The sequence below is a fragment of the Klebsiella terrigena genome (assembly GCF_006539725.1).
GTDB lineage: Bacteria > Pseudomonadota > Gammaproteobacteria > Enterobacterales > Enterobacteriaceae > Klebsiella > Klebsiella terrigena.
The window spans coordinates 430,970-454,267 of sequence record NZ_BJNO01000001.1 but is presented as its reverse complement, the minus strand read 5'-3'; the positions used below and the strand labels follow the sequence as shown (position 1 = coordinate 454,267).

Below are 23,298 nucleotides of genomic sequence, written 5' to 3'. Positions count from 1 at the left end.
ATCCCAAATATGATAATAATGAGTGCCACTTTTACCATCTAATGAATATTTTTGATAGGGGTTAAACTCGGATCTCTTTCATCCACAGGTTGCTTGCTATGTCACTGGTCACGCCGACGTTTAATCATAAAGCCCTTATGCGGGTTGCCATGGTAATGGTTTTTATCCAGTTCGCTAATGCGCTGGAATATATGATGTTCAACCCTATTTTTGCTTTTATGGCCGCCGATTTCGCCGTCCCCGTCTCCTTCTCAGGCTATGTATCCGGCATGTACACCGCGGGGGCCGTCCTTTCGGGAATTATCGCCTTTTACCGGATTGGTCGTTTCAATAAGAAACGTTTTTTAATCGCCAATATGGCGCTGTTAGGCCTGCTGACATTTTTGACGACCTTCACCTCCAGTTTTAGTCTTCTGCTGACGCTACGATTGTGTGCAGGATTAGTTGGAGGGACGACAATGGGGGTGGGTATAAGTATATTGATAAACAACGCCCCGACTCATTTGCGCGGAAAGATGCTGGCGACGGTCATTGCGTCATTTTCGATGGTAAGCATTGTAGGCATGCCCACGATACTATTTTTGTGTGCGCATTATGGCTGGCATGTCGCTTTATGGTTAATAAGTACGCTTTGTGTGTTGGCATTGCCGCTGATTGTATTCATCATACCCCGGGAGCCCGTCTCTTTCGACCGGCTCCCCGCGCAGCCTCTCGATGCGGATACTTTACTGTTTGCCTCCAGTAATGCGCTTGCACAGTTTAGCCCCATGCTGGTGGTTCCTGTTCTGGTGCCCTTAATGACCCAGCAGCTGGGCGCTTCGCAAGACCTGCTGCCCTGGCTGTTCTTCGCCGGAGGGGTGGCAGGTTATCTGTCTACAAAAATGACCGGCGTGCTCACTTCCCGTTTTTCCGTTTTGACGCTGGCTACCGGGTCAACCATAGTCTTTATATTGAGTCTGCTAATACCCATGCTCGGCTATCAGCATGCGGCGTTATTTATGACGTTATTTCTCGGTGCATCCTACAGTCGCCTGGTTTCATCTTCGGCGGTGGCGATTCAGTTTCCTGATGACGGGCAGCGCGCTGGATTCTCTTCATTACAGACATCAATAATGTATCTGATTACAACCGTCGCATTTTTCCTGTCCGCTTTGCTATTACCTGAACATGGCATGGCGCCACAAAATATCAACAAGCTGCTGGCGGTATGCGCAATTTCCGCATCAGGGCTGCCAGTTATCGTTATCATTCTGCAAAAGAAACTGGCTAAACGGACTCTCCGGCCTGACCACCCGATCGTGGATTAGCATAACGTCGGCGCCTGACTCTGAGCTGGCAAGTGCGGCTAGCGGATGTAAAAACAGAGCCGTTTTCCGGGCTTAACGATGCGGGAGTGTATTAACTAAGGCGTTTTTATCCCTTATTGTTAGCGTCACTTTGGTTTATTTGAAAACCAAGCCATTAAATAGCACTCTTTACTTTAGCGGGCGGGGGGTATTTATCGACATATATAAATAATCAACAATTCACGCTGCCTGCAGATTTGCAGGCAGGTGCACGATAAAATTATGCTAAAGGGATATCCTCAAGACGAGTATAAATGTCCAGTCCGTTCTGACGGGCAACGTCAATATCCATATCAGCACCCTTTGAAGCGCCTTCTATACGATAAATAGCAGAGCATTTTGTGATAAGTCGGTGGGCAACCGGATAAATCATGGACTCACCGATCTCATCGTTGATGGATTCAGAACCGGCAGCCTTCGCCAGCGGTAACGCCAACCACTCGCCGATGACGGGGATATGTCCTCGCTGATATACCGCCAGCGCTGCCTTTTCCAGCCTGTCGAGATTGGCGTCGATAAGCTCTTGTTTTCCATCCGTTCCGCTACGGTATGGCCCAGCAATCAGAATCAGTTTTACAGTCATGAAAACCTCATAAAATGCCTTTCAGCGTGATGTGATAAAGCAACACTTCAGTCTCTATTCCTTCGCCCGCATCCGTTTTGTCTCGCGTAGCGAATTCTTGATACTGCGTATTTCTGCACGTTTTTCTGCCGCGGTGACGCCTCTATACGTGGCGCTGCTATCATAACCAGCATTATCGTGCACATTCAAGATAATTCATGCATAAAAGGACAGCTACATGCTCACCCGTCAGCGTGTACAGCTCGTTCCAGAACAACTTCTTTTAGATGACGGGGTTCTCACGAGAGAACTGAGTGCGGGATTTGACGTTTTAGAAGAGACTATTCGACGGGATTTGCACGAACTTGCGGCTGAAGGGCGTTTGCAACGCGTTCACGGTGGCGCTTTACCTCCATTTTCAGCCATCGCCACGCTTGCCGGGCGTAAATCATGAAAAGTAGCGCAGCGCTTAGACGTCAAGCGCAGCAAGGATTGTGGCTTCCATTTTCTCCGGAGTGGTGAAGGGGGCAAAACGCTTGAGCGGTTTGCCGTCGCGTCCGATCAGGAACTTAGTGAAGTTCCACTTGATCCGCCCCCCCAGCACGCCGGGCAGTTCTGCTTTCAGGAAACGAAACAGCGGGTGCGCAGCGGCGCCGTTGACCTCCACTTTCTCGAACATCGGGAAGCTCACGCCGTAGTTGATGTGACAGGTCTGAGCGATTTCGTCGGCGCCGCCGGGTTCCTGCTTACCGAACTGGTTGCAAGGGAAACCAAGCACCACCAGTCCCTGGGCGGCGTACTTCTTGTAGAGCGCTTCAAGGCCTGCGTATTGTGGCGTGAAGCCACATTGGCTGGCGGTATTCACCACCAGCACCAGTTTTCCCGCATAGTCGGCCATGGAGATGGGCTGGCCGGCCAGGCTGGTGGCAGTCAGTTGATGAAAGGGGGTCATAGCGGGATCCTCAAAGTAGAACCAGTTCTCTGCGCTACATCTTTGCAAAGTCGAACGAAAAGGACAACACGCCATGATATTGGTGGCCTTCGCTTTTGCCTCGAATCAATCCTGGCGCCATCTTCGGACTGCTATGAGCGAACTGCGGCCTTAATTTCCACAACCAAACCGGCCTGTTTTTATACCGCCCGTTGCAGTATTTCGCCGGGCAAACCATCAAAATCCCTGAACTCACGGGTGATAAAACGATTATTCGTCAGGATCTTTTTTGATGCCAGATTTGCAGGATCGATAATCGCAATGAGCGTCGATATTTCACTATTTCTACGCGCCTGCTCAATCAGTATTGTCGCTACCTGGCTTGCAATACCAAGCCCCCAATATTCCGGCAGCAGCATATAGCCAAGCTCAGCGGTCTTCGGTTGATCGGCCACGGATGCCAGTTTGGCGAGGCCGATAAAATTACCCTGCTTATCATCCGTGATTCTGTAATAGCCTAAATCGGAGTTCTGGGCATTGTCGTCGAGTAGGCGTTTGAAATCACGGGAGGCCTCATCGCAGGGAACGGCACGCTCGGTGATCATCGCCATAACATCGCTATTGCTGACGAGTTTTAAATAGTCCGAAAAATGTGTTGCTGAAAACTTTTCTAATAACAAATCCATTTATTACCTCACAAACTATTAGCGACCAAAGCAAGGTCAGGGTTATTTACCTACAAGCCGGACAGTATTTTGATTGTATCAATATAGGCGCGAGGTGCCGACTGCTTAGCAGGGTATGTGAAGCTAATGTCCTGAACAATGATGGCGATGAAATTTACTATTCTGCGAGGTTGCCCGCGACAAAAAACTTTTACATCATGGCATGAACCTATTTCCCGCACTGGAGAAAGCCACAATGGACGCGATGAAAAAAAGGATTGTCGTTGTAGGGGCAGGGATCACTGGCGCTTCTATTGCCTGGCATCTTGCGCAGCTTGAATTTAACGTCACGGTTATTGAGCAGAATGTGCCCGCGTCAGGGGCGACCGGCAGCGCGTTTGGCTGGCTTACCGGCGCGGTGAGTGATGATGCGCCTGATGTGCTTCTCCGGCGCGCCGCACTCGCAGACTGGCGCAGGCTGGAAGAACAGATTCCGGAACTGCAGATTAACTGGAGTGGTTCATTAAAATACGGCCCGGCGTCTCAGGCCTGCCTGCCGGGCGAACGCCTCCTGCAAAGAGCCGGAATCGCCAGCCTGGAGCCAGCGTTGAAAGTTCCTCCCTTAGAAGCCCGCTATGCGGCAAAAGATGGTGCCGTCGATGCCAACCAGGCGACACGCATATTACTGAGTAAAGCCTGTCGTCAGGGTACGGTACTGCATAACCAAACGACCGTGACGGGGATTTGCCTGACCAACGGCAAGGTGACGGGGGTCCTGACCTCCGAGGGGAAAGTGGAGGCGGACTGCGTTGTGCTGGCCTGTGGTACGGGTATTCCCGCTTTAACTGCGCTAATGGGTACCCCGGTGCCGATTTTGGCTTCTCCCGCCATATTGCTGCGCTTTGCGGCTCCCCAGTGCGACGTCAAGACAATTATCGCAGGCGACGATGTTGAGGTTCGGCGTGCGCGCAACGGGGATTTATTAGCCGCAGAGGATTATCCGCAAAACGGCAGAGTGAGTGAAACGGTTAGCGCTGCCGAGGCCTCAGTAACAAACAGGATCAGGGGCGCAGAGTCGGCTTCTCTCAGCCAATACTCAATAGGGGAACGTCCTTTCCCGCAGGATGGGTATCCCGTTCTGGGCTTCACCGATGAGAGTCGGGGCGTTTATGTCGCCGCCATGCACCCGGCGGTGACGTGCGCAGCGACGATCGGGAGGCTGGTTTCTGTCGAATTACGCGACGGTGTGAGCGCTGAGATCCCGGCGAGCTATCGCCCCTCACGCTTTATGCATAACCCTTTGTAGTGAAATCAATATATTGAAAATGCTGGCCGGCGTTCTGTGTCTTAATCCTTGGCATATTATTGCGGTCCGCCTTTGGTGCGATGCGGCCAAATCGCTACGCGATCAGGTCGGCGATGCAAGCGCCGCCTGCCCGGCATTAATTGATGCCAAAGCTGGTATCAATTGAGATTTGATATATCATGCCAAACTCATGTACTAGTTCAGGAGTCCATAAAGTGACTTTTACCAGCATTGAAGACGTCAGAAGCCGTATCGATCGGATAGATAGCGAATTGGTCAAAACGATCGCTCAGCGCGCGGAATGCGTTAAAGCCGCTGCCGCGTTTAAAACCGATAGCTCCGCCGTGCGTGCGCCGGAACGCGTGCAGCAGGTTATCGATCGGGTTCGTGAGAAAGCGACGGAGGCAGGGCTGCCGGAGGTGATTATTGAGAAAGTCTATCGCTGCATGATTGGCGCATTCATTGAGTACGAGCTTGAGCAGCATCAGCAGCTTCAGCAGCAAAAAACGGATGTTGCTCGATAGCCAGGCCTGCGCGCAGCGCAACGGCTGCCCGGGACAAATTTTTCCCCGCGGCCGTGCGGGGCAACCGGTTTTTTGCGCTTTGGCATAATTTAGATAGATGTTGTCTGTTTAGCTATATTTTGCAGGCTTTGAGTATCTTAAAGTCTTTCTTTTTTGAGAGAAAGTCAGAGAGATGTCAGATACAACCCATAAGTGGCACACCATCGCACTGTTAGCGGGAATTCTTTGTATTGCCGCTAAGCTGCGAGTTCCTTATGAGTAATATCTCAGGGCGATATTTTCTTAACCTTGTATAAAATAAAGCCCTTTTCAGGGCTTTATTTTCGGCGGGCTGTGGAGCAGTGGTAAAAATGAATGGTTCGTTACGTCAGCGTTTCCGCTGGTGTCCGGCGTAGCAGCATTCAGAGCCTTATTTAATGCAAAACAGGTCAAATAAACCGGGCTTTCGCTGCCCATTTTTCGGGAAAGCCCTGAGCGCTTAATGCGGGCTCAACGCTGACCAGAGAAGCTTTAACAATTTTGTACTCAATGAAGGGATCCTCTTTCATAAAGCGATCGACGGCGTTCTTGTCCTCGCCGTAAAAGAGGATGTACCCGCCGGCATGATTGTCGAGGGGGCCGGCAAAAAGGATTTTTCCATCTTTAACTCCTCTGACAAGCCATTGTTTATGCGCTTCAAGGTGAGCGGCAATATCTTCTTCCGGACACAGATATGTCAATGTAACAGCGTGCAGCATGGTTAATCCTCACGGATACAAACAGGGTTGATGACCTGAGAAACCGAGCTCATGGTCTGATAACATTCGCGTGCTTTAACTTCTTCTCCTTTCGATGAGTCTGCCCGCCTGGCCTATCCCGGATGCGTAATCCCGGCAGATTGGGCAGAAAGCGTGGCTCAACGTTCATTTCCGCATTCAGCCTTGATGCCTGCGCCAGGACAGAGGCGGTTCATCGTATTTTGGCCGATGGGTTAAGAGTGGTTTACGCTGTGGGCCGCTCTCTTAATCAGTGCCGCGACCTCAGCAGGGTGTGAAATCATTGACAGATGGCCCGAGTCAATCCGTGTCGCGTGGGCGCCAGCTTGCCGGGCAAAGCTCGTCTGCACTGAAGCATTTAGCGCGTTGTCATTTTCCGTAATCAGATACCACGAAGGCTTGCTATGCCAGGCTGCCGTTCGTACTTTTTCCATAAAGGCGCCAGCGGCAATCGGCTGCTGCGTCGCAGCCAGCAGGCGAGCCTGGGACAAAGGGAGATCGTTTGCCATCACCCGATAAAAGTCATCCGCATCATCAAGCCAGAACAGACCGTTGTTATCCGCCGTCATCCCGTCCATTGGGGCGTGGAGGCGGGCCAGCGCCTGCGATACCGACTCTCCGCTATCGGGAACCAGTGCGGAGAGGTACACCAGCCCCTTAACGTTAGGGGCGTTTCCTGCCTGAGTGATGACCGCGCCCGCCCACGAGTGGCCGACGAGCAGAGTGTCGCCCTGTTGACGCGCAAGAACGCGTTCAGTCGCAGTCACATCGTCCTGCAGTGAAGTCAGCGGGTTTTGAACGGCAGTGACGTGATAGCCGTCAGCCTGCAGCAGCGGGATAACGGCTGACCAGATGGAGCCGTCGGTAAAGGCGCCGTGAACCAGAACGATATTTTTGATGTCAGGTTCCTCCGCCCGGAGGGGCGATAGGTATGCGAGGAGCAGGCACAAAATGAAATATCCTCTACGTAGGTTAGCTGCCAGCAAATATTTCATCGGTCGTGTCTCTGTCGTCGGGATGATATGAATGCAGCCAGTGTAACGATCTCGGGTGAGGGGTTTGAAGTGTCTTTAACGACATGTATCATGCTAAATCGGACAAATTTTCCGTTAGGATCTCATCATGCGAATTGCGTTACTGGCACTACCGGGGAGCATGCGTTCGGCGCTTGCCGGGCTTGGCGACATGTTCTGGTTAGCCAATCAGGTAATACGGCAAAATCCGTCGGTCAATGCCGATATCTCCCGGCTGGCACCGTTTTTTGACGTCAGGATTGTGACGGCGGATGGCAAACCGGTTACCGACGTGCAGGGACGGAAAATTGACAGCGACTGTTCGTTTGATGAGTCCGGTAGCGTCGATTTAATTATCGCCAGCGGGATACAGCTTGATGAACAGAAAAACCCGATTGCGGGGGAGGCGGTCTCCATTGCGGCAGAGTGGCTGAAGGCAAAATATCAGCAAGGAAGCCGCATTGCCGGGGCATGCGCCGGTGGGTTTGTGCTCGGGGAAGCCGGTTTGTTGGATGGGCGGCTCTGCACCACAACCTGGTGGTTATATCACTCATTCAGATCGCGTTATCCGCTGGCGAAGCCCGTGTGGGGAAAAGTGCTGGCTGAACAGGACAACATTATTACTGCGGGTGGGCCGCTTTCGTGGGTTGACCTTGCTATCTACGTAGTGAGTCATCACGCCGGTAAAGAGCTGGCTAAACTGACCGCGGATATGGCCGTTGCCGATAGCCAACCTTTATCGCAGCAACTCTATGCGCCTGCCGGATTTCTTAACTCAAGGCATCCTTTGCTGATCAAAGCTGAACACCTGGTGCGTTACCAGAACCCGGCAATCACCGTCGAGCAGCTGGCTGCAGCCCTGAACCTGACGCCGCGCACGCTGAATCGCCGAATGATCGCGCTGATTCAGGAAAGCCCGAAAAACTTCATCACGCGGGTTCGTATTGAAACCGCGTCGCTTCTCCTCGAAAGCCCTGACCAAACGGTCTCTCAGGTCGCCAGCGCCTACGGATACGGCGATGAAACCGCGTTCAGGCGGGCCTTCAGCCGCATCATGGGCATGTCTCCGGGCAATTACAGGGAACGCGTCAAAACCAATTCATAAAAATTCAGGCGATGCGCAACCGATCTCCCTCATACATTAGGACTTCATGGTCAATGCATCGTCTTCTCGCCGCGTCGGGGATCTGTTCGAGAAGCACGGCGGCGAGCTGGCCATTTTGCCTTGCGTGGGATACAAGGGTTCCTGCCCGGCCAGGTAAAGAATGAGTTCGCGGAGCAGGGGCGTAATGGCAAGCGTACAGCAGGCTGCGGACATCACCGCCGCACCGGGCTCAATAAAAAGAAAGCAGGTGCGCGCATTCTGCGTTACGCGACAGCTGTGAGGCGTATCACCGGGGATCCAGACCGCGTGCCGGGGAGGAACAAGCCACAGCGCACCTTCTACTTCGCAGCTGACGGCGCCGTGTAAAGAGAGGATCGGCTGACCTTTTCGGTGAGCATGCGGGCTGGGACCCAAATACTCCCCCGTCGATCCCACGTGCAGAGCGACGGCTACCATCCGGCGATTTACAACGACAGGAGCGGTAAAAAAATGATGATATGTTCTTCATTCGTGAATTATTAAACAGGAATAGAAGATACCTCTTCTAATCGAAAAATAATGCTGGCGAACTACTGTTATTTCAGCTGTGAAATCTGTTTGCGTACCCACTGAGCGCCACAATAAACGCCTTCATGCTAGCAGAATATAGTGTAGGTAAGGGGAGTAATGGATGGTAACTGCATAAGTAATGCATAATTGTTTATAAAATAAAAATGACACCTTACAAAGAAATCAAAATAATAGCAAGTGCATTATTTGGTATTGAATTTAAAAAATAATCTATTTTATAATAAGTCAGGACAATAGCCATCCACGAAGACCGTTGCTCTTATACTTGTTACGGATTAAATAGTTTTAATGGATCTGGTTTATTACACAATGGGTTGAGCAACCCTGGATGTTATGGAGCTATTTATGAAACAAAACCCATTCGCAGTGATAGGGTTAAGGAGCTTAATATTAGCAATGTCGTTAATAATCCTTGCTACGGCACTGATCGTTAGCTGCTACGCGGCCTATCGAGTTCAAAGGCAAGCTTTACTGGATAGTGCGTATGATTTCAACAGATTATACGCGCAAAAAATAGCATCCACCCTGGATGGACTCTTATACGATACGCAAAAGCGGTTGCAGTATTCATCTGAAAGAATGATAAGCCTTGCCGGCGATCGGCATAAAATTGACGATGAACTCCAAAGATTAATGAATCAGGATGATACGTTTAATGGGGTCTTGCTGCTTGATTCAAACGGGAAGATAATCTCGAAACAACCCGGCGATTTGCATTATAGTGATAGCTTCCTTGCAAGCGTAGTAGATCTACAAAAACTAAGAGCGAACAAGGTTTATTATAGTGATGTTCTTCAATCGAACTCAGGTGATTATTTTGTTTTTATCTCAACGAGAATGATGGACTCTGCAGGAACAATCAGCGGATTTCTGCTGGGCATTATTTACATTAATAAAAGCAAAGCGCTGCATACCCTAACCGAAGATAATTTCAATCGTGATGGTACCGTTACCTATATTGTCGACAGAAAACAAGTTATTATTCAACATCCTGTACAGCGCATCCAGGGCGACGTGGCCTTAAATAATAAAATGCCTGAAGTCGTGCTGGGAGGGCTGGCCGGGGATTGTTTTATAGAAATATCCACAGATGAATCCCTGCTTACTGGCTTTGCTCCGGTGAAAAATAGCGGGTGGGCGGTCATATCACAAAGATCCGAAGCCAAAGTTTTATCCTCTCTGCAGAGTTTAATCAAGCAACTGGTCGTTTGTATCATACCTTCATCCTTTGTTATCGTGGCAGGGGTCTTTTTTTTAACCCATCTAATATCGAAGCCCTTAAGACAAATAGCCGCTGTAGCGTCTGGAATAGATAAATATTATAGCCTTGATAAAATAAGAAAAATTCATGCCTGGTATTATGAAGTGGATAGCATTAAAAAAAATATGTTTAATGGCGCCGGGCTTTTGCAGGAAAAAATGAAGGACTTAAGCCTGCAGGCGCAGACCGATCCGCTGACCGGACTGGCGAACAGAAGAACAATGGCTGCCGCCATAGAAAAACTAGCAAGTGCAGGGCAATCCTTCTCTTTAATTGCTGTGGATATCGATCATTTCAAAAAAATCAACGACAGATTTGGACATGATGCAGGCGACTTTTTACTGCAAAAAATATCGATACTCATTAATCAGAGTTCACGAACGGGTGATTTGGCTTGCAGAACCGGTGGCGAAGAGTTCCTGTTAATACTTCCGAGAACCACCTTGACGCAGGCGGTCGAGATCGGCGAGCGTTTAAGGCTTATGATCGAATCCACTTCGTTTGGCCGAGTAGGGAGAGTAACAGCATCCCTGGGGGTTTCCTGTTGGCCAAATGAAAATAAAACAGTACAGCAAATAATTAAGGTCGCTGATGATAATTTATATGTTGCTAAACAAAATGGTAGGAATAAAGTAGTATCAATGGAATGATTTTCACTTTTTAATTAAGTAACGTTAATGGTGGTCTAATGTTTATAGATATAGAAGAGTACGCTCGGCGAATTGCCGAGGGCGACTTTGCGTCCAGCTCAACATCAGCCGACGGCGTTTTTTTAATATTTGATGGTAAAGTTGATTTAGAAACAACAGCATATCTTAAGCATTCATGTCATGAACCCTATACTGCGGAGATGTGTTGGAGCCAGGCTGTTGCCTGGGTCATTACAAGGGATAGAATGATTAAACCCTCGGTTGATTTGAATATTAATATATCAAGAGTCGTCAAGGCGGCACGAGAAATTGGCTATGATGCTGAAGTGAATATAAATGAAAAGCAGTACCCAGTCGTTTTCTTTAAAAGAAATCACAGTGAGGATCACCATTTCTATGGTAACGAAAGCTTTAGTGTCGCTATAGACAGGCTGAGGGCTGAATTTTTTTATATTGGATTGTATGAAAATCCTGATCTCATTAGAAAGTGGAATTTTGAACGACTCAAATGCTTATGTCTAACCGGAGCCTCTCTGTAGCGATTGCGCAGGTACTGTACCTCAATAATTGGTATAAATTGATGCTGCCGCAATTCGGCTTCCATTCAGCGGAGCAGGAACGTATAAACATGACCGCCTCGCTGCCAACCCCCCGGAAGCCGGGAGCCATGCTGCAGGTGCTTATCGGAAGTAGAGAGTATTGAGTCCAGAAAATGATTGTTATCCATGCAGTGACTAAGGGAATTTCGCTGGTCATATTTCCAGTAGGAGATATTTTAAGTCAGTCGGGTTGATGAAAGGGCCGACATGAATGCAGCTAAATGAAGGACGCCGGCATTTTATGCCGATGCGTGTAAAACGACAGGCCGCGCCGCTGTCTGGCTGTTAAACGCTCTCCGGGTATAAATAAAGAAATGAATGTTTTCTTGAGTTTATGTAAACGCAATTTACGTAAATAAATAAAAGATGAAAAAGGAAGCATCTTCTTTAATTGCGCATGCGGAATATTTGTAGGAGAAACTCAGGTTTGAACAATAAATTTGAATGCCAATCAAAATTCACATTTATGTTAACTTAATGATTGATTTATTAATTGAATGAAGTCATTTTGTGTTTTTTGTTACATGAAAGAGTCTGAGTAAATGCGTCTGATAAACTCACAATCAGCTTATGGTTTTATATCCATAACCCTGCACTGGCTAACGGCTGCTGTAGTGTATGGGATGTTTGCGCTCGGGCTGTGGATGGTGACCTTAGGATATTATGATACCTGGTACCATAAAGCTCCGGATATCCATAAAGGGATCGGTATCCTTTTAATGATGGGGCTAATCATCCGGGTGTTGTGGCGGTTTATATCCTCTGCACCTCAGCCGTTGAAAAGCTATTCAAAGATAACTCGCCTGGGGGCCGGTTTCGTTCACGCGTTACTTTATCTGGCTCTTTTCACTATTGTCATTAGCGGCTACCTCATATCAACAGCCGATGGCAAACCGATCGCCGTCTTTGGCTGGTTTTATGTACCCGCGTTCATATCTGACGCCGCGATACAGGCTGACACTGCGGGCGTAATACACCTGTGGGTTGCATGGGGCATCGTGGTGGTATCCATTCTTCATGGCCTTATGGCAATTAAGCACCATTTTATTGATAAAGACGCAACGCTGCTCAGAATGCTGGGTAAAACGTCAATACACTCTGGAGTAAAAAAATGAAAAAACACCTGCTGGGACTTTCGCTGTTTACCGCTCTGTTCGTTTCAGGTTCTGCTTTAGCGGCGGATTATAAGATTGATAAAGAGGGCCAACATGCATTTGTAAACTTCAAAATAAAACATCTTGGCTATAGCTGGCTGTATGGGACATTTAAAGATTTTGATGGCACCTTCACCTATGACGAAAGCAACCCATCGGCCGATAAGGTCAATGTTAAAATTGCTACCGGCAGTCTGGACACCAATCATGCTGAACGTGACAAACATCTGAGAGGGGCCGATTTCCTCAATACGGGCAAGTTCCCTGAGGCGACGTTTGTATCGACGGCGGTCAAAAAGAGCGGTGAGAAGCTGGAGATTACGGGTGATTTGACGCTGAATGGCGTTACCCGACCTGTTGTTCTGGATGCGAAACTCATTGGTCAGGGCGATGACCCGTGGGGTGGCAAACGTGCCGGATTTGAGGCCACAGGCAGCATCCACCTCAAAGACTTCAATATTAAAAGCGACCTGGGCCCGGCCTCACAGGATGTCGAGCTTATTATCTCCGTAGAAGGCGTCCAACAGTAATTGAATGAATCCCGGATATCACCGATCCGGGATTGACTTCGTTAATATGGGGTAAACCTTTTTCTAAGAGGTCAGAACAATATATCGCAACGATCGCCGTAAACCTACTTAGTAACCTTCCCGTTATCGGCCGCAAAACGTCTTACCAAAGGGCCGGCGACCAGCTGTTTGGCGATTTCTGACAGCGTTATCGCGAATGCAGGACGCCAACCGCTGGCTAACGCGCTGTCTACCTACAAGAATTTGAGAATAGATATTGATGAGAAACCTGTAGAATCGATGCGGGCACTCTTTTTCCCTGCAATACCTGAGGCGCTATTTATTGAGCGGATTTCCAGGCACAGACATTTAAGACAATCAGAGTGATGAAAGGAGCTATAGGGATGCAGCTAAATGATAAACATCAGGCATTTTATGACGATTTGTGTAAAGCGCTTGGCCGGGCGGTGGTCTTACTTAAAGAATCGGGTCAGCCGGTCACAGAGCAAACGTTAGATTTGATGCTGCAAAACCACAATACGCAGACCGAAGATCTCTACCTTACCAAAATTTATACAACCGCCAGACGGATTATTCGATAATCCGCTTTAACGATATTTGTGATTAATCTATCTAAAATGCGCCGGGAAGACGCGGGCCCGGTGCTATCAACGCCGCTTTCGTTCAGGGCGGTATTCGGCATAGCGTAATAAAGCAGAACGCCCCTTGATGCATCAGCAGCAAGGGGCGTTTAAGGGTGGGGATTATCGTCGTTCATCAGTCATCCCATTTGTGGCTTAGGTACGCGGCAATAAAACCAAAGAACAGAATGGTTCCCAGAACTGCCATAAATACATGCATATTTCCCAGCATGATTAACCTCCATCGAGTTTTTATTTGCGCTAAGGTTGTCCTTATTGAACAGGGTGTACGGTTGTTGCAGCTATAGTAGCCCGCGCAACTTCAACCGGATGTTAACAAAAGGTATTATTTAAGATCTCAATAATGACGCCCGCGGCGCAAGCGGGCGGGCGAAGAGGGGGATCAGAGGGCGCGTTCAAGTACGAAAAGATAGGCTTCCCGTGACCAGAAAAGGCCGGTGCGGCGCCTTTCCACGGACATCGTTTTCACTTCCCAGCCCTGCATGGTGTATTCATTCAGGAAACGGCTCATCTTATCGGGGTCAGCTTTAGCCTCGCCGAAAAACATACTTCCCAGTATCCCTTCCTTATAAAGCACCACGCGACACTCTTTTTTCATTGGAACCAGCTCCTTGCGTTAGATAAATAAATTAAAGCTATTGTGCTCTGCCGCTACGGTTTTACAACCGCGGAGGCAGAAAACTGCTTGCGATACTGTAGCGGGCTGAGGGCAAACTGCTGGCGAAAATGATGGCGCAGGGCGCCGGCATTGGCAAAGCCGCAAAGCTCGGCGATCTTCTCCACGCTGAGACGGGTGTCGCTGAGGTGCTGCGTGGCGCGCAGCAAACGCTCATCCAGCAGCCAGCGCGCCGGGGTTTTGCCGGTTGCCGCCTCAAAGCGGCGTAAAAAGGTTCGCGGGCTCATGCCGACGCGCTGCGCCAGCGAGGCGACGCTGTGGCTGACCGCCAGCTGCTGATGCAGAAAATCGAACAGCAGCCCCAGACGCTGGCTTTCCCGCGCCTTCGCCACCGGGCGGACAACCTGCTGGGCCTGGGCGCCGTCGCGGTGCGGGGAGATAACCAGCCTGCGGGCAACCGTATTCGCCGCATCAATGCCGTAGTCTTCGCGCACCAGATGCAGACATAAATCAATCCCGGCGGCGCTGCCTGCCGATGTCATCACGTGCTCGTCGCCGACGTACAGCACGTCGTCGATCACTTCTATCTGCGGATAGCGCTGGCGCAGCTGGTCGGTATAGCGCCAGTGGGTGGTTGCCCGGCGTCCGTCGAGCAGGCCGGCGGCGGCGAGCACGAACACGCCGGAGCAAATCGAGATGATGCGACAGCCGCGGGCGCGGGCGGCAACCAGCGCCGCGCAGAGCGCTGTGGGAACCGGGGCATCAATTCCGCGCCAGCCGGGGACCACAATAGTCTCCGCGCTGCTGAGCAGATCCATGCCGCCATCGGCCATCAGCCGTATACCGCCGGTCACGCGGAGCTCGCCGCTGTCAACGGCCGCTACCGCAAACTGATACCAGCCGGCGCCCATTTCCGGGCGCGGCAGGCCGAAGATCTCGACCGCCACGCCAAATTCAAAGGTGCAGAGGCCGTCATAGGCCAGCGCAACCACCCGGTTAGGTGACAACGTCACGGTGGAGATTGGCATGATTTCAGCGTTTTCTGTCATGGTTGCCAGCGGATAAGAGAGTGAAGGTGTCATTTAATAAGTGGTATCACAGACAAGGAGAATACGCCATGAGTGTTGTTACCGAATTTACCCCTGCCGCACCCGCCGAAGCCGCCGCCTGGTTCGGCAAAAAGCTGGGTCTTGAAACAGATTGTGCTGACGTCCACCGGGCGATGAGCGAAGGCGAGGCTGATTTCGTCCTGCTGCACGTCGTCGGCAGTGCGGAAACTTTTGCCCGCCGCCATCTCCCCGGGGCGCTGCATATTCCGCATCGGCACATTGATGCCGCCAGAATGAGCGAATGGCCGATGGAGACGCTGTTCGTGGTTTATTGCGCCGGTCCGCACTGCAACGGCGCGGACGTCGCGGCGCTGCGGCTGGCGCTGCTGGGAAGACCGGTGAAGATAATGATCGGCGGCCTGACCGGCTGGCAGGACGAAGGGCTGCCTTTCGCCGATTAAACCGGGCGGCGGTCAGCCTCTGGAGAGTAAGCCGGCCGCTGAATGAAATTTTTTCATCAGCCATGAAATTTTCTCGTTTGCCGATCGGCGTGCTGCGTGCCAGTATTTGGACATATAGCCATCCAGAAGTCTATAAATTCAAATAATGAACTATCACGGTGGGCAACTAAACTCGCCCGCCGCTAAGGAGACACCATGCAACGCTCACAGGCCCCGTTCCGTGCTGATATCGTCGGCAGCTTCCTGCGCCCAAATGCCATCAAGCTGGCGCGTCAGCAGTTTAGCGAAGGCGCTATCGATAGCGTGCAGCTGCGGCGGGTGGAGGATGAAGCGATTCGCCAGCTGGTACAGCAGCAGTGCGACTGCGGCCTGCACGTGGTAACCGACGGGGAGTTTCGTCGCGCCTGGTGGCACTTTGATTTCTTTGACGGCCTGCAGGGCGTCGAGCGCTACGATTCGGACCACGGCATCCAGTTCAACGGCGTGCAGACCCGTGCGCACGGCATTCGGGTGACCGGCAAGCTGGCGTTTGGCGAACATCCGATGCTGGAAGACTTCCGCTTTCTGCAAAGCATCAGCGGCGACGCGCAGCCAAAAATGACCATTCCCAGCCCGAGCGTGCTGCATTTCCGCGGCGGACGCAAAGACATTGACGCCACCGTTTATCCGGACCTTGCCGACTATTTTGCCGACCTCGCGACCACCTGGCGCGACGCGATCCGCGCGTTCTATGACGCCGGCTGCCGCTATCTGCAGCTGGACGATACCGTCTGGGCCTACCTGTGCTCCGACGAACAGCGCCAGCAGGTGCGCGACCGTGGGGAAGACCCTGACGAGCTGGCGCGGATCTATGCCCGGGTGCTCAACCAGGCCCTCGAAGGCAAGCCGGAGGATTTAACCGTTGGTCTGCACGTCTGCCGGGGCAACTTCCGCTCCACGTGGATCTCCGAAGGCGGCTACGAGCCGGTGGCGGAGGTGCTGTTCGGCAGCGTTAATATCGATGCGTTCTTCCTGGAGTACGATAACGACCGCTCCGGCGACTTTGCGCCGCTGCGCTTTATCCGCCCCGGTCATCAGCAGGTTGTGCTGGGGCTCATTACCACCAAGAACGGCGAGCTGGAAAATCCTGAAGGGGTGAAGGCGCGGCTGGCGGAGGCGGCGCAGTATGTTTCGCTGCAGCAAATTTGCCTCAGCCCACAGTGTGGTTTCGCCTCTACCGAAGAGGGGAATGCGCTGACCGAGTCTCAGCAGTGGGATAAAGTCCGCCTCGTCACCGGGGTTGCCGCTCAGGTCTGGTAACTTCTCTTCTTAGCGCAGCGTTGCACCGTTTTGAGGCAACGCTGCGCCTCCCTTTATATGCTCCCGCCGCGCGCCGCGCGTTCAGGTTGTTTTGTAACCTGGCATCTTTTTTGCCTTATCACTTCCGGTTAGTCGTTAATTCATTTTTTGTTTTTGCGATATTCAGGAGTGAACATGCAGCGTCGAACACTATTAAAAGCTTTTGCACTCTCCGCCTCTGTCATCAGCATGGGCTACACATTCCCGGCTTTTGCCGCCGACACCATTAAGGTCGGCATTATGCATTCACTCTCCGGGACGATGGCCATCTCCGAAACGCCGCTCAAAGACGTCGCGCTGATGGCGATCGACGATATTAACGCCAAAGGCGGCGTGCTGGGCAAAAAGCTCGAACCGGTGGTGGTTGACCCGGCCTCGAACTGGCCGCTGTTTGCGGAAAAAGCCCGCCAGCTGCTGACCCAGGACAAGGTGGCGGCGGTCTTCGGCTGCTGGACCTCGGTATCGCGTAAATCGGTTCTGCCGGTCTTCGAGGAGCTCAACGGGCTGCTGTTCTATCCGGTACAGTACGAAGGTGAAGAGATGTCGCCGAACGTCTTCTATACCGGCGCGGCGCCAAACCAGCAGGCTATCCCGGCGGTGGAGTACCTGCTGAGCGAAGACGGCGGCGGGGCGAAGCGCTTCTTCCTGCTGGGGACGGACTACGTCTATCCGCGCACCACCAACAAGATCCTGCGCGCCTTCCTGCACGCCAAAGGGATTCAGGATAAGGACATCGAAGAGGTCTACACCCCGTTCGGCTACAGCGATTACCAGACCATTGTCGCCAATATCAAGAAATTCTCTGCCGGCGGAAAAACCGCGGTGGTTTCAACCATCAACGGCGACTCCAACGTTCCGTTCTATAAAGAGCTGGCGAACCAGGGACTGAAGGCTACCGATGTCCCGGTGGTTGCCTTCTCGGTGGGGGAAGAGGAGCTGCGCGGCATCGATACCAAGCCGCTGGTCGGCAACCTCGCGGCGTGGAACTACTTTGAGTCGGTCGATAACCCAACCAACAAACAGTTCGTGGCCGACTACCGCGCCTATGCAAAAGCCCACAAGCTGCCGAACGCCGATACCGTGGTTACCAACGATCCGATGGAGGCCACCTGGGTTGGGCTGCACATGTGGGCTCAGGCGGTGACCAAGGCCGGTACGACCGATGTGGACAAGGTTCGCGCGGCGATGGCCGGGCAAACGTTCAAAGCGCCGTCCGGCTTTACCTTAACCATGGATGCCACCAACCATCATCTGCATAAGCCGGTGATGATCGGTGAAATCGAAGGCAACGGTCAGTTCAACGTCGTCTGGCAGACCGACGATGCGGTGCGCGCCCAGCCGTGGAGCCCGTGGATCGCCGGTAACGATAAGAAGCCTGACCATCCGGTAAAAACCGTCAGCAACTAAATGTCACTTAGCGTCACCTTCCCGGGCTACGGCCCGGGCGGGTGGAACGTGCATTAACGAGCGTCCGGGCGATCCGGAACGCCACAAGGAGAGCAATCATGAAGGCGCTGCGCATCATGGGTTACTACTTCGCGCTGCTGGTGATGATTTTGCCGTGGCGCGCGCAGGCGGCGGACGCGGATGATTTCGTGACGGCAAACCGCAGCCAGCAGGCGCGCCTGCTTGAGCAGTGGGCCGCCGCTCCGCAGGCCCAGCGTCTGCCGCTGCTGCACGCCTTAGCGGCGGAAACGCTGCAGGTTGATAGCAGCGGCCACGCCTTCAGCAACCAGCAGGCGCTGGGCGCGGCGGCGGAACCTTCAGGCACCCCCAAACCGGTGCGGCTCACCAACCGCCTGCGCAACCTGGCCGCCGGCGCGCTGGCCACGCACCTGCTGGTGAGTGACAGTGTCACTGAAAGGGCGGCGGCGGTGAAGATCCTTCAGCGAGAAGCCACGCCGGAAATGAGCGGGCTGCTGCAGCAGCGGCTGGCGGCAGAAACGGATGACGGCGTCAAAACGCAGCTGGAGATGGCGCTGGCTCGCCTTCAGCTCAGCAGCCCTGCCAGAGAGCAGCGGCTGGCGGCGGTTGAGCGGCTGGGCCACTCCTCCGACCCCGAAACGCAGGCGCTGCTGATGCCCTTTACCGATGCGCAGCATGAGCCTGATGCCGGCGTACGCAGCGCGGCGGCCGACAGCCTGAGCCAGATTAAACAGCGGCTGCTGCTCGGCGAAATTCTCGGCCAGGCCTTTATGGGGCTGTCGCTTGGTTCGGTGCTGCTGCTGGCGGCGCTGGGGCTGGCCATCACCTACGGACTGCTGGGGGTCATCAATATGGCCCACGGCGAAATGCTGATGATCGGCGCCTACAGCTGCTGGCTGGTGCAGCAGGCTCTCTCCCAGTTCGCCCCGCAGTGGCTGGCGCTCTATCCGCTGATTGCTCTGCCGGTGGCCTTTCTGGTCACCGCCGGGATCGGCATGGCGCTGGAGCGTACCATTATTCGTCATCTCTACGGGCGCCCGCTGGAAACGCTGCTGGCGACCTGGGGGATCAGCCTGATGCTTATTCAGCTGACGCGGATGCTGTTTGGCGCGCAAAACGTCGAAGTGGCGAACCCGGCGTGGCTCTCCGGCGGCATGCAGGTGCTGCCCAACCTGATCCTGCCGTGGAACCGTCTGGCGGTGCTCGGCTTTGTGATCCTCGTTCTGTTCTTTACCTGGCTGATTCTGAATAAAACCCGTCTGGGCATGAACGTGCGGGCGGTGACGCAGAACCGGGCCATGGCCGCCTGCTGCGGCGTGCCGACCGGGCGGGTGGATATGCTGGCGTTTGGTCTCGGCTCCGGGATCGCGGGGCTGGGCGGCGTCGCGCTGTCGCAGCTCGGCAACGTCGGCCCGGAGCTCGGCCAGGGCTATATCATCGACTCGTTTCTGGTGGTGGTGCTGGGCGGCGTCGGCCAGCTGGCGGGCAGCGTGGTGGCGGCATTTGGCCTCGGGATCTTTAACAAAATCCTCGAACCGCAGCTGGGCGCAGTGCTGGGCAAAATTCTGATCCTGGTGCTGATTATTTTGTTTATCCAGAAACGCCCGCAGGGGCTGTTCGCGTTAAAAGGCAGGGTGATTGACTGATGAGCCAACCGATGACCTTACGACTTGCGCGCAACGCGCCGCGGCCGCTGCGGTGGCTTGGGCTGCTGGCGATCCTCGCGCTGCTGAGCATGCCGTTTCTGGCGCTGCTGCCTCAGTCGCATCCGCTGGCGGTGCCGACCTGGCTGCTGACCCTGACCGGAAAAATCCTCTGCTACGCCGTCGTCGCGGTGGCGCTGGACCTCGTGTGGGGCTATGCCGGCATGCTGTCGCTGGGCCACGGCATCTTCTTTGCGCTGGGCGGCTATGCGATGGGCATGTATCTGATGCGTCAGGCGGCCGGCGACGGTCTGCCGGCGTTTATGTCCTTCCTGTCGTGGACCGAGCTGCCGTGGTTCTGGTGGGGAACCCAGCACTTTGCCTGGGCGATGCTGCTGGTGGTGCTGGTTCCCGGGCTGCTGGCGCTGGTGTTCGGCTGGTTTGCCTTTCGCTCCAAAATCAAAGGGGTCTACTTCTCGATAATGACCCAGGCGCTGACCTACGCCGGCATGCTGCTCTTTTTTCGCAACGAGACCGGCTTCGGCGGCAACAACGGTTTTACCGGCTTTACCACGCTGCTCGGCTTCTCCGTCACCGCGACCGGCACCCGCGCGGCGCTGTTTATGGCGACGGTACTGCTGCTGCTGTTAACGCTGTGGATAGGCTTTCGCCTGGCGACCAGCAAGTTTGGCCGCATTCTGACCGCGGTGCGCGACGCCGAAAACCGGCTGATGTTCTGCGGCTACGATCCGCGCGGCTTTAAGCTGCTGGTGTGGACGCTCTCCGCCGTGCTGTGCGGGCTGGCGGGGGCGCTGTATGTCCCGCAGGTGGGGATTATTAACCCAGGCGAGATGTCGCCGACTAACTCGATTGAGGCCGCCATCTGGGTGGCGCTCGGCGGGCGCGGAACCCTGGTCGGCCCGGTGCTGGGCGCGGGGCTGGTCAACGGCGCGAAAAGCTACTTCACGATGGCGATCCCGGAGTACTGGCAGCTGTTTCTTGGACTGATTTTTATCATCGTCACGCTCTTTTTACCGCGTGGGGTGATTGGCCTGCTGCGTAAAGGAGACCGCTAATGCAACCGGATGACGGCCTGTTTACCCGCCAACTGCCGACGGATCGCTTTCGCGAGCAAACCGACCCGGTGCTGCAGCTGGAAAAGATTAACGTCAACTTCGACGGCTTTCAGGCGCTAACCGATCTCTCGCTGCAGATTGGCGTGGGCGAGCTGCGCTGTATTATCGGCCCCAACGGCGCCGGAAAAACCACCCTGATGGACGTGATTACCGGCAAAACCCGGCCGCAGAGCGGCAGGGCGCTGTACGATCAGTCCATCGACCTGATGTCCCTTGACCCGATAGCCATTGCCCGCCAGGGGATTGGGCGAAAGTTTCAAAAGCCGACGGTCTTTGAAGCGCTGACGGTGGCTGAGAATCTTGAGCTGGCGCTGAAAAGCGATAAATCGGTCTGGGCCAGCCTGCGGGCGCGGCTGAGCGGGGAGCAGGAGGATCGCATCAGCGAGACCCTGCGCCTGCTGCGCCTCGATGGCGAGCGCGGGCGCCAGGCGGGGCTGCTGTCGCACGGGCAGAAGCAGTTCCTTGAAATCGGCATGCTTCTGGTGCAGGAGCCGCACCTGCTGCTGCTGGATGAACCTGCCGCCGGTATGACCGACGCCGAAACCGAATACACCGCCGAGCTGTTCCGCACCCTCGCCGGCGAGCATTCGCTGATGGTGGTTGAACATGATATGGGATTCGTTGAAACAATTGCCGACCGGGTAACCGTGCTGCATCAGGGACAGGTGCTGGCGGAAGGCTCGCTGCGCGAGGTGCAGGCCAACGAACAGGTGATTGACGTTTATCTTGGACGCTAAGGAGCGCCGATGCTGCAGGTTAACCAGTTACATCAATACTACGGCGGCAGCCATATTCTGCGCGGCGTCGATTTTGCCGCCCGGCCGGGGGAGATTACCTGCCTGCTGGGGCGCAACGGCGTCGGAAAAACCACGCTGCTGAAGTGCCTGATGGGGCTGGTCCCGGCGCGCAGCGGCGAGGTGATATGGCAGGATAAGACCATCACGGCGCGTAAGCCCCACCAGCGCGTACAGGCCGGGATCGCCTATGTCCCGCAGGGGCGAGAGATCTTTCCCCGCCTCACCGTTGAAGAGAACCTGCTGATGGGGCTGTCGCGCTTTTCCGCCCGCGACGCGCGTCAGGTTCCGGAGGAGATCTATCAGCTGTTTCCGGTGTTAAAAACAATGAAGCAGCGGCGCGGGGGCGATCTCTCCGGCGGTCAGCAGCAGCAGCTGGCGATTGGCCGGGCGCTGGCAAGCCGGCCGCAGCTGCTGATCCTCGACGAGCCAACGGAGGGCATTCAGCCCTCGGTGATTAAGGAGATCGGCGAAGTTATCCGCCAGCTGGCGAACCGTGGCGACATGGCGATCCTGCTGGTTGAGCAGTTCTATGATTTTGCCGCTGCCCTTGCCGACCACTATCTGGTGATGTCGCGAGGGACAATTATTCAGCAGGGAAAGGGCGCGGATATGGAAGCCGAGGGCGTGCGCGGGATGGTGGCTATCTAAGCCGCAATAACCGTTCAGCGCGACGCCTGACGTCGCGCTGAACGGAGTCTATTTACGTAACAATCGCTGCAGCCGGGCCTGGCGCCAGCTGCGGGTCATTCCGCCGAAGACAAACAGCCGGGCAGCTCTCACCAGCAGCAGCGCGCCCCAGATGGCGGCGACCCACGCTGACCAGTCGCTTGCGGGGCTGTTGACCCGGTTGAGTACCGCCAGCAGGATGCAAACCACCACCGCGACCGACAGCGAGCGAAAGAAGCGGCTCTCCTGATGGACCCGCTCTTTGGCTTCCTCAATGCGTAAATCGAGCGACTCTTCGTGACCGACGGGCGCGTCGTCGCTCAGACTGGCCACGTTAACCTCAAATACGGCGGCGAGGGCGCTGAGCGTTTCCAGGCCCGGGCGATCGCCGTTTTCGATGCGCTGAATGGTGCGCACGCTGACGCCGGCCAGTTCGGCTAACTGCTCCTGAGACCACGCGCGCTGCAGACGTAACTGTTTAACCTGATTAATACCGTTCATTTTTTCTATCTCCGGATGAAACCTGAGATGAAGCCTGCTGGTTTGCGCCGTTGG

25 protein-coding genes and 2 pseudogenes are annotated in these 23,298 nt (G+C 54.0%); 17 read left to right on the top strand and 10 right to left on the bottom strand.

From position 1 onward, the window contains the following. Nucleotides 1-98 precede the first annotated feature (98 nt). Nucleotides 99-1,307 carry an MFS transporter gene (locus RTE01_RS02145; RefSeq protein WP_134526135.1) on the top strand — a complete coding sequence of 403 codons (1,209 nt, stop codon included), beginning with the start codon at nt 99-101 and terminating at the stop codon, nt 1,305-1,307. 259 nt (nt 1,308-1,566) lie between these two features. On the opposite strand, the gene RTE01_RS02140 is transcribed toward RTE01_RS02145, so the two are convergent. Beyond that, nucleotides 1,567-1,929 (bottom strand): DUF4406 domain-containing protein, encoded by a 363-nt coding sequence (locus RTE01_RS02140; protein WP_115192659.1) that lies wholly within the window; start codon nt 1,927-1,929, stop codon nt 1,567-1,569. Nucleotides 1,930-2,146: 217 nt separating this feature from the next. Here RTE01_RS02140 and RTE01_RS02135 point away from each other — a divergent pair. Next, nucleotides 2,147-2,359: pseudogene (locus RTE01_RS02135) on the top strand (DeoR family transcriptional regulator); the annotation flags it as partial. An 18-nt stretch (nt 2,360-2,377) separates the two neighbouring features. Here the strand turns inward: RTE01_RS02135 and RTE01_RS02130 are convergent. Beyond that, nucleotides 2,378-2,860 (bottom strand): glutathione peroxidase, encoded by a 483-nt coding sequence (locus RTE01_RS02130; RefSeq protein WP_134526128.1) that lies wholly within the window; start codon nt 2,858-2,860, stop codon nt 2,378-2,380. A gap of 179 nt (nt 2,861-3,039) precedes the next feature. Continuing rightward, complete coding sequence (locus RTE01_RS02125) at nt 3,040-3,525, bottom strand: GNAT family N-acetyltransferase (RefSeq protein WP_134526125.1); 486 nt, start codon at nt 3,523-3,525, stop codon at nt 3,040-3,042. A gap of 235 nt (nt 3,526-3,760) precedes the next feature. On the opposite strand from RTE01_RS02125, the gene RTE01_RS02120 reads away from it, so the two are divergent. Further along, nucleotides 3,761-4,810, top strand: coding sequence for an NAD(P)/FAD-dependent oxidoreductase (locus tag RTE01_RS02120; RefSeq protein WP_134526122.1), 1,050 nt, complete (start codon nt 3,761-3,763; stop codon nt 4,808-4,810). 215 nt (nt 4,811-5,025) lie between these two features. Next, on the top strand, nt 5,026-5,334 hold the full coding sequence (locus tag RTE01_RS02115) for a chorismate mutase (protein ID WP_134526119.1): 309 nt from the start codon (nt 5,026-5,028) through the stop codon (nt 5,332-5,334). Between the two features lie 428 nt (nt 5,335-5,762). Here the strand turns inward: RTE01_RS02115 and RTE01_RS02110 are convergent, their stop codons facing one another. Next, nucleotides 5,763-6,071 carry a YciI family protein gene (locus RTE01_RS02110; RefSeq protein ID WP_134526116.1) on the bottom strand — a complete coding sequence of 103 codons (309 nt, stop codon included), beginning with the start codon at nt 6,069-6,071 and terminating at the stop codon, nt 5,763-5,765. A 233-nt stretch (nt 6,072-6,304) separates the two neighbouring features. Then, a complete protein-coding gene (locus RTE01_RS02105; protein WP_134526113.1) occupies nt 6,305-7,084 on the bottom strand; it encodes an alpha/beta hydrolase in 780 nt (259 codons plus the stop codon). 127 nt (nt 7,085-7,211) lie between these two features. Between RTE01_RS02105 and RTE01_RS02100 the strand changes: the two genes are divergently transcribed. Next, nucleotides 7,212-8,207, top strand: a complete 996-nt coding sequence (locus RTE01_RS02100; protein ID WP_141334622.1) for a GlxA family transcriptional regulator — start codon at nt 7,212-7,214, stop codon at nt 8,205-8,207. Between the two features lie 141 nt (nt 8,208-8,348). On the opposite strand, the pseudogene RTE01_RS26325 reads toward RTE01_RS02100, so the two are convergent. Continuing rightward, a pseudogene (locus tag RTE01_RS26325) lies at nt 8,349-8,663 on the bottom strand (AraC family ligand binding domain-containing protein); the annotation flags it as partial. Between the two features lie 459 nt (nt 8,664-9,122). Here RTE01_RS26325 and RTE01_RS02090 point away from each other — a divergent pair. The 5 genes from RTE01_RS02090 to RTE01_RS02070 all read left to right on the top strand — a co-directional run bounded on the left by RTE01_RS02090 (nt 9,123) and on the right by RTE01_RS02070 (nt 13,552). Further along, on the top strand, nt 9,123-10,688 hold the full coding sequence (locus RTE01_RS02090; protein ID WP_170197846.1) for a sensor domain-containing diguanylate cyclase: 1,566 nt from the start codon (nt 9,123-9,125) through the stop codon (nt 10,686-10,688). A gap of 38 nt (nt 10,689-10,726) precedes the next feature. Continuing rightward, nucleotides 10,727-11,227, top strand: coding sequence for a hypothetical protein (locus tag RTE01_RS02085; RefSeq protein ID WP_134526104.1), 501 nt, complete (start codon nt 10,727-10,729; stop codon nt 11,225-11,227). A gap of 602 nt (nt 11,228-11,829) precedes the next feature. Next, nucleotides 11,830-12,402, top strand: a complete 573-nt coding sequence (locus tag RTE01_RS02080; protein WP_041145654.1) for a cytochrome b — start codon at nt 11,830-11,832, stop codon at nt 12,400-12,402. Further along, nucleotides 12,399-12,971 carry a YceI family protein gene (locus RTE01_RS02075; RefSeq protein ID WP_041145653.1) on the top strand — a complete coding sequence of 191 codons (573 nt, stop codon included), beginning with the start codon at nt 12,399-12,401 and terminating at the stop codon, nt 12,969-12,971. The genes RTE01_RS02080 and RTE01_RS02075 overlap by 4 nt, the downstream gene beginning before the upstream one ends. A 383-nt stretch (nt 12,972-13,354) precedes the next feature. Continuing rightward, nucleotides 13,355-13,552, top strand: coding sequence for a hypothetical protein (locus RTE01_RS02070; RefSeq protein WP_041145652.1), 198 nt, complete (start codon nt 13,355-13,357; stop codon nt 13,550-13,552). Between the two features lie 175 nt (nt 13,553-13,727). Here RTE01_RS02070 and mgtS read toward each other — a convergent pair whose 3' ends face one another. From mgtS to ftrA, 3 genes are all read right to left on the bottom strand, one after another. Then, nucleotides 13,728-13,823, bottom strand: a complete 96-nt coding sequence (gene mgtS / locus RTE01_RS02065; RefSeq protein WP_115192668.1) for a protein MgtS — start codon at nt 13,821-13,823, stop codon at nt 13,728-13,730. Between the two features lie 171 nt (nt 13,824-13,994). After that, nucleotides 13,995-14,210: a DUF4177 domain-containing protein gene (locus tag RTE01_RS02060; RefSeq protein WP_041145651.1), complete on the bottom strand. Its 216-nt coding sequence runs from the start codon at nt 14,208-14,210 to the stop codon at nt 13,995-13,997. A 53-nt stretch (nt 14,211-14,263) separates the two neighbouring features. After that, nucleotides 14,264-15,277, bottom strand: a complete 1,014-nt coding sequence (gene ftrA, locus RTE01_RS02055) for a transcriptional regulator FtrA (RefSeq protein ID WP_134526102.1) — start codon at nt 15,275-15,277, stop codon at nt 14,264-14,266. A gap of 68 nt (nt 15,278-15,345) precedes the next feature. Between ftrA and RTE01_RS02050 the strand changes: the two genes are divergently transcribed. The 7 genes from RTE01_RS02050 to urtE all read left to right on the top strand — a co-directional run bounded on the left by RTE01_RS02050 (nt 15,346) and on the right by urtE (nt 22,725). After that, nucleotides 15,346-15,738 (top strand): rhodanese-like domain-containing protein, encoded by a 393-nt coding sequence (locus tag RTE01_RS02050; protein ID WP_134526099.1) that lies wholly within the window; start codon nt 15,346-15,348, stop codon nt 15,736-15,738. Nucleotides 15,739-15,933: 195 nt separating this feature from the next. Continuing rightward, complete coding sequence (locus RTE01_RS02045; RefSeq protein ID WP_123552303.1) at nt 15,934-17,037, top strand: cobalamin-independent methionine synthase II family protein; 1,104 nt, start codon at nt 15,934-15,936, stop codon at nt 17,035-17,037. Between the two features lie 174 nt (nt 17,038-17,211). Continuing rightward, nucleotides 17,212-18,483 (top strand): urea ABC transporter substrate-binding protein, encoded by a 1,272-nt coding sequence (urtA, locus tag RTE01_RS02040; RefSeq protein WP_041145647.1) that lies wholly within the window; start codon nt 17,212-17,214, stop codon nt 18,481-18,483. A 98-nt stretch (nt 18,484-18,581) separates the two neighbouring features. Next, nucleotides 18,582-20,147, top strand: coding sequence for an urea ABC transporter permease subunit UrtB (gene urtB, locus RTE01_RS02035; protein WP_134526096.1), 1,566 nt, complete (start codon nt 18,582-18,584; stop codon nt 20,145-20,147). Further along, the gene (urtC, locus tag RTE01_RS02030) at nt 20,147-21,220 is read left to right on the top strand and encodes an urea ABC transporter permease subunit UrtC (protein ID WP_115192673.1); all 1,074 of its coding nucleotides are present in this window, start codon (nt 20,147-20,149) and stop codon (nt 21,218-21,220) included. Before urtB ends, urtC begins: the two co-directional genes overlap by 1 nt. Then, nucleotides 21,220-22,017, top strand: a complete 798-nt coding sequence (gene urtD / locus RTE01_RS02025) for an urea ABC transporter ATP-binding protein UrtD (protein ID WP_041145644.1) — start codon at nt 21,220-21,222, stop codon at nt 22,015-22,017. Before urtC ends, urtD begins: the two co-directional genes overlap by 1 nt. A gap of 9 nt (nt 22,018-22,026) precedes the next feature. Further along, nucleotides 22,027-22,725: an urea ABC transporter ATP-binding subunit UrtE gene (gene urtE / locus RTE01_RS02020; protein ID WP_041145643.1), complete on the top strand. Its 699-nt coding sequence runs from the start codon at nt 22,027-22,029 to the stop codon at nt 22,723-22,725. A gap of 48 nt (nt 22,726-22,773) precedes the next feature. Here the strand turns inward: urtE and RTE01_RS02015 are convergent, their stop codons facing one another. Continuing rightward, the gene (locus RTE01_RS02015; RefSeq protein WP_134526093.1) at nt 22,774-23,244 is read right to left on the bottom strand and encodes a helix-turn-helix domain-containing protein; all 471 of its coding nucleotides are present in this window, start codon (nt 23,242-23,244) and stop codon (nt 22,774-22,776) included. Nucleotides 23,245-23,298: the final 54 nt, after the last annotated feature.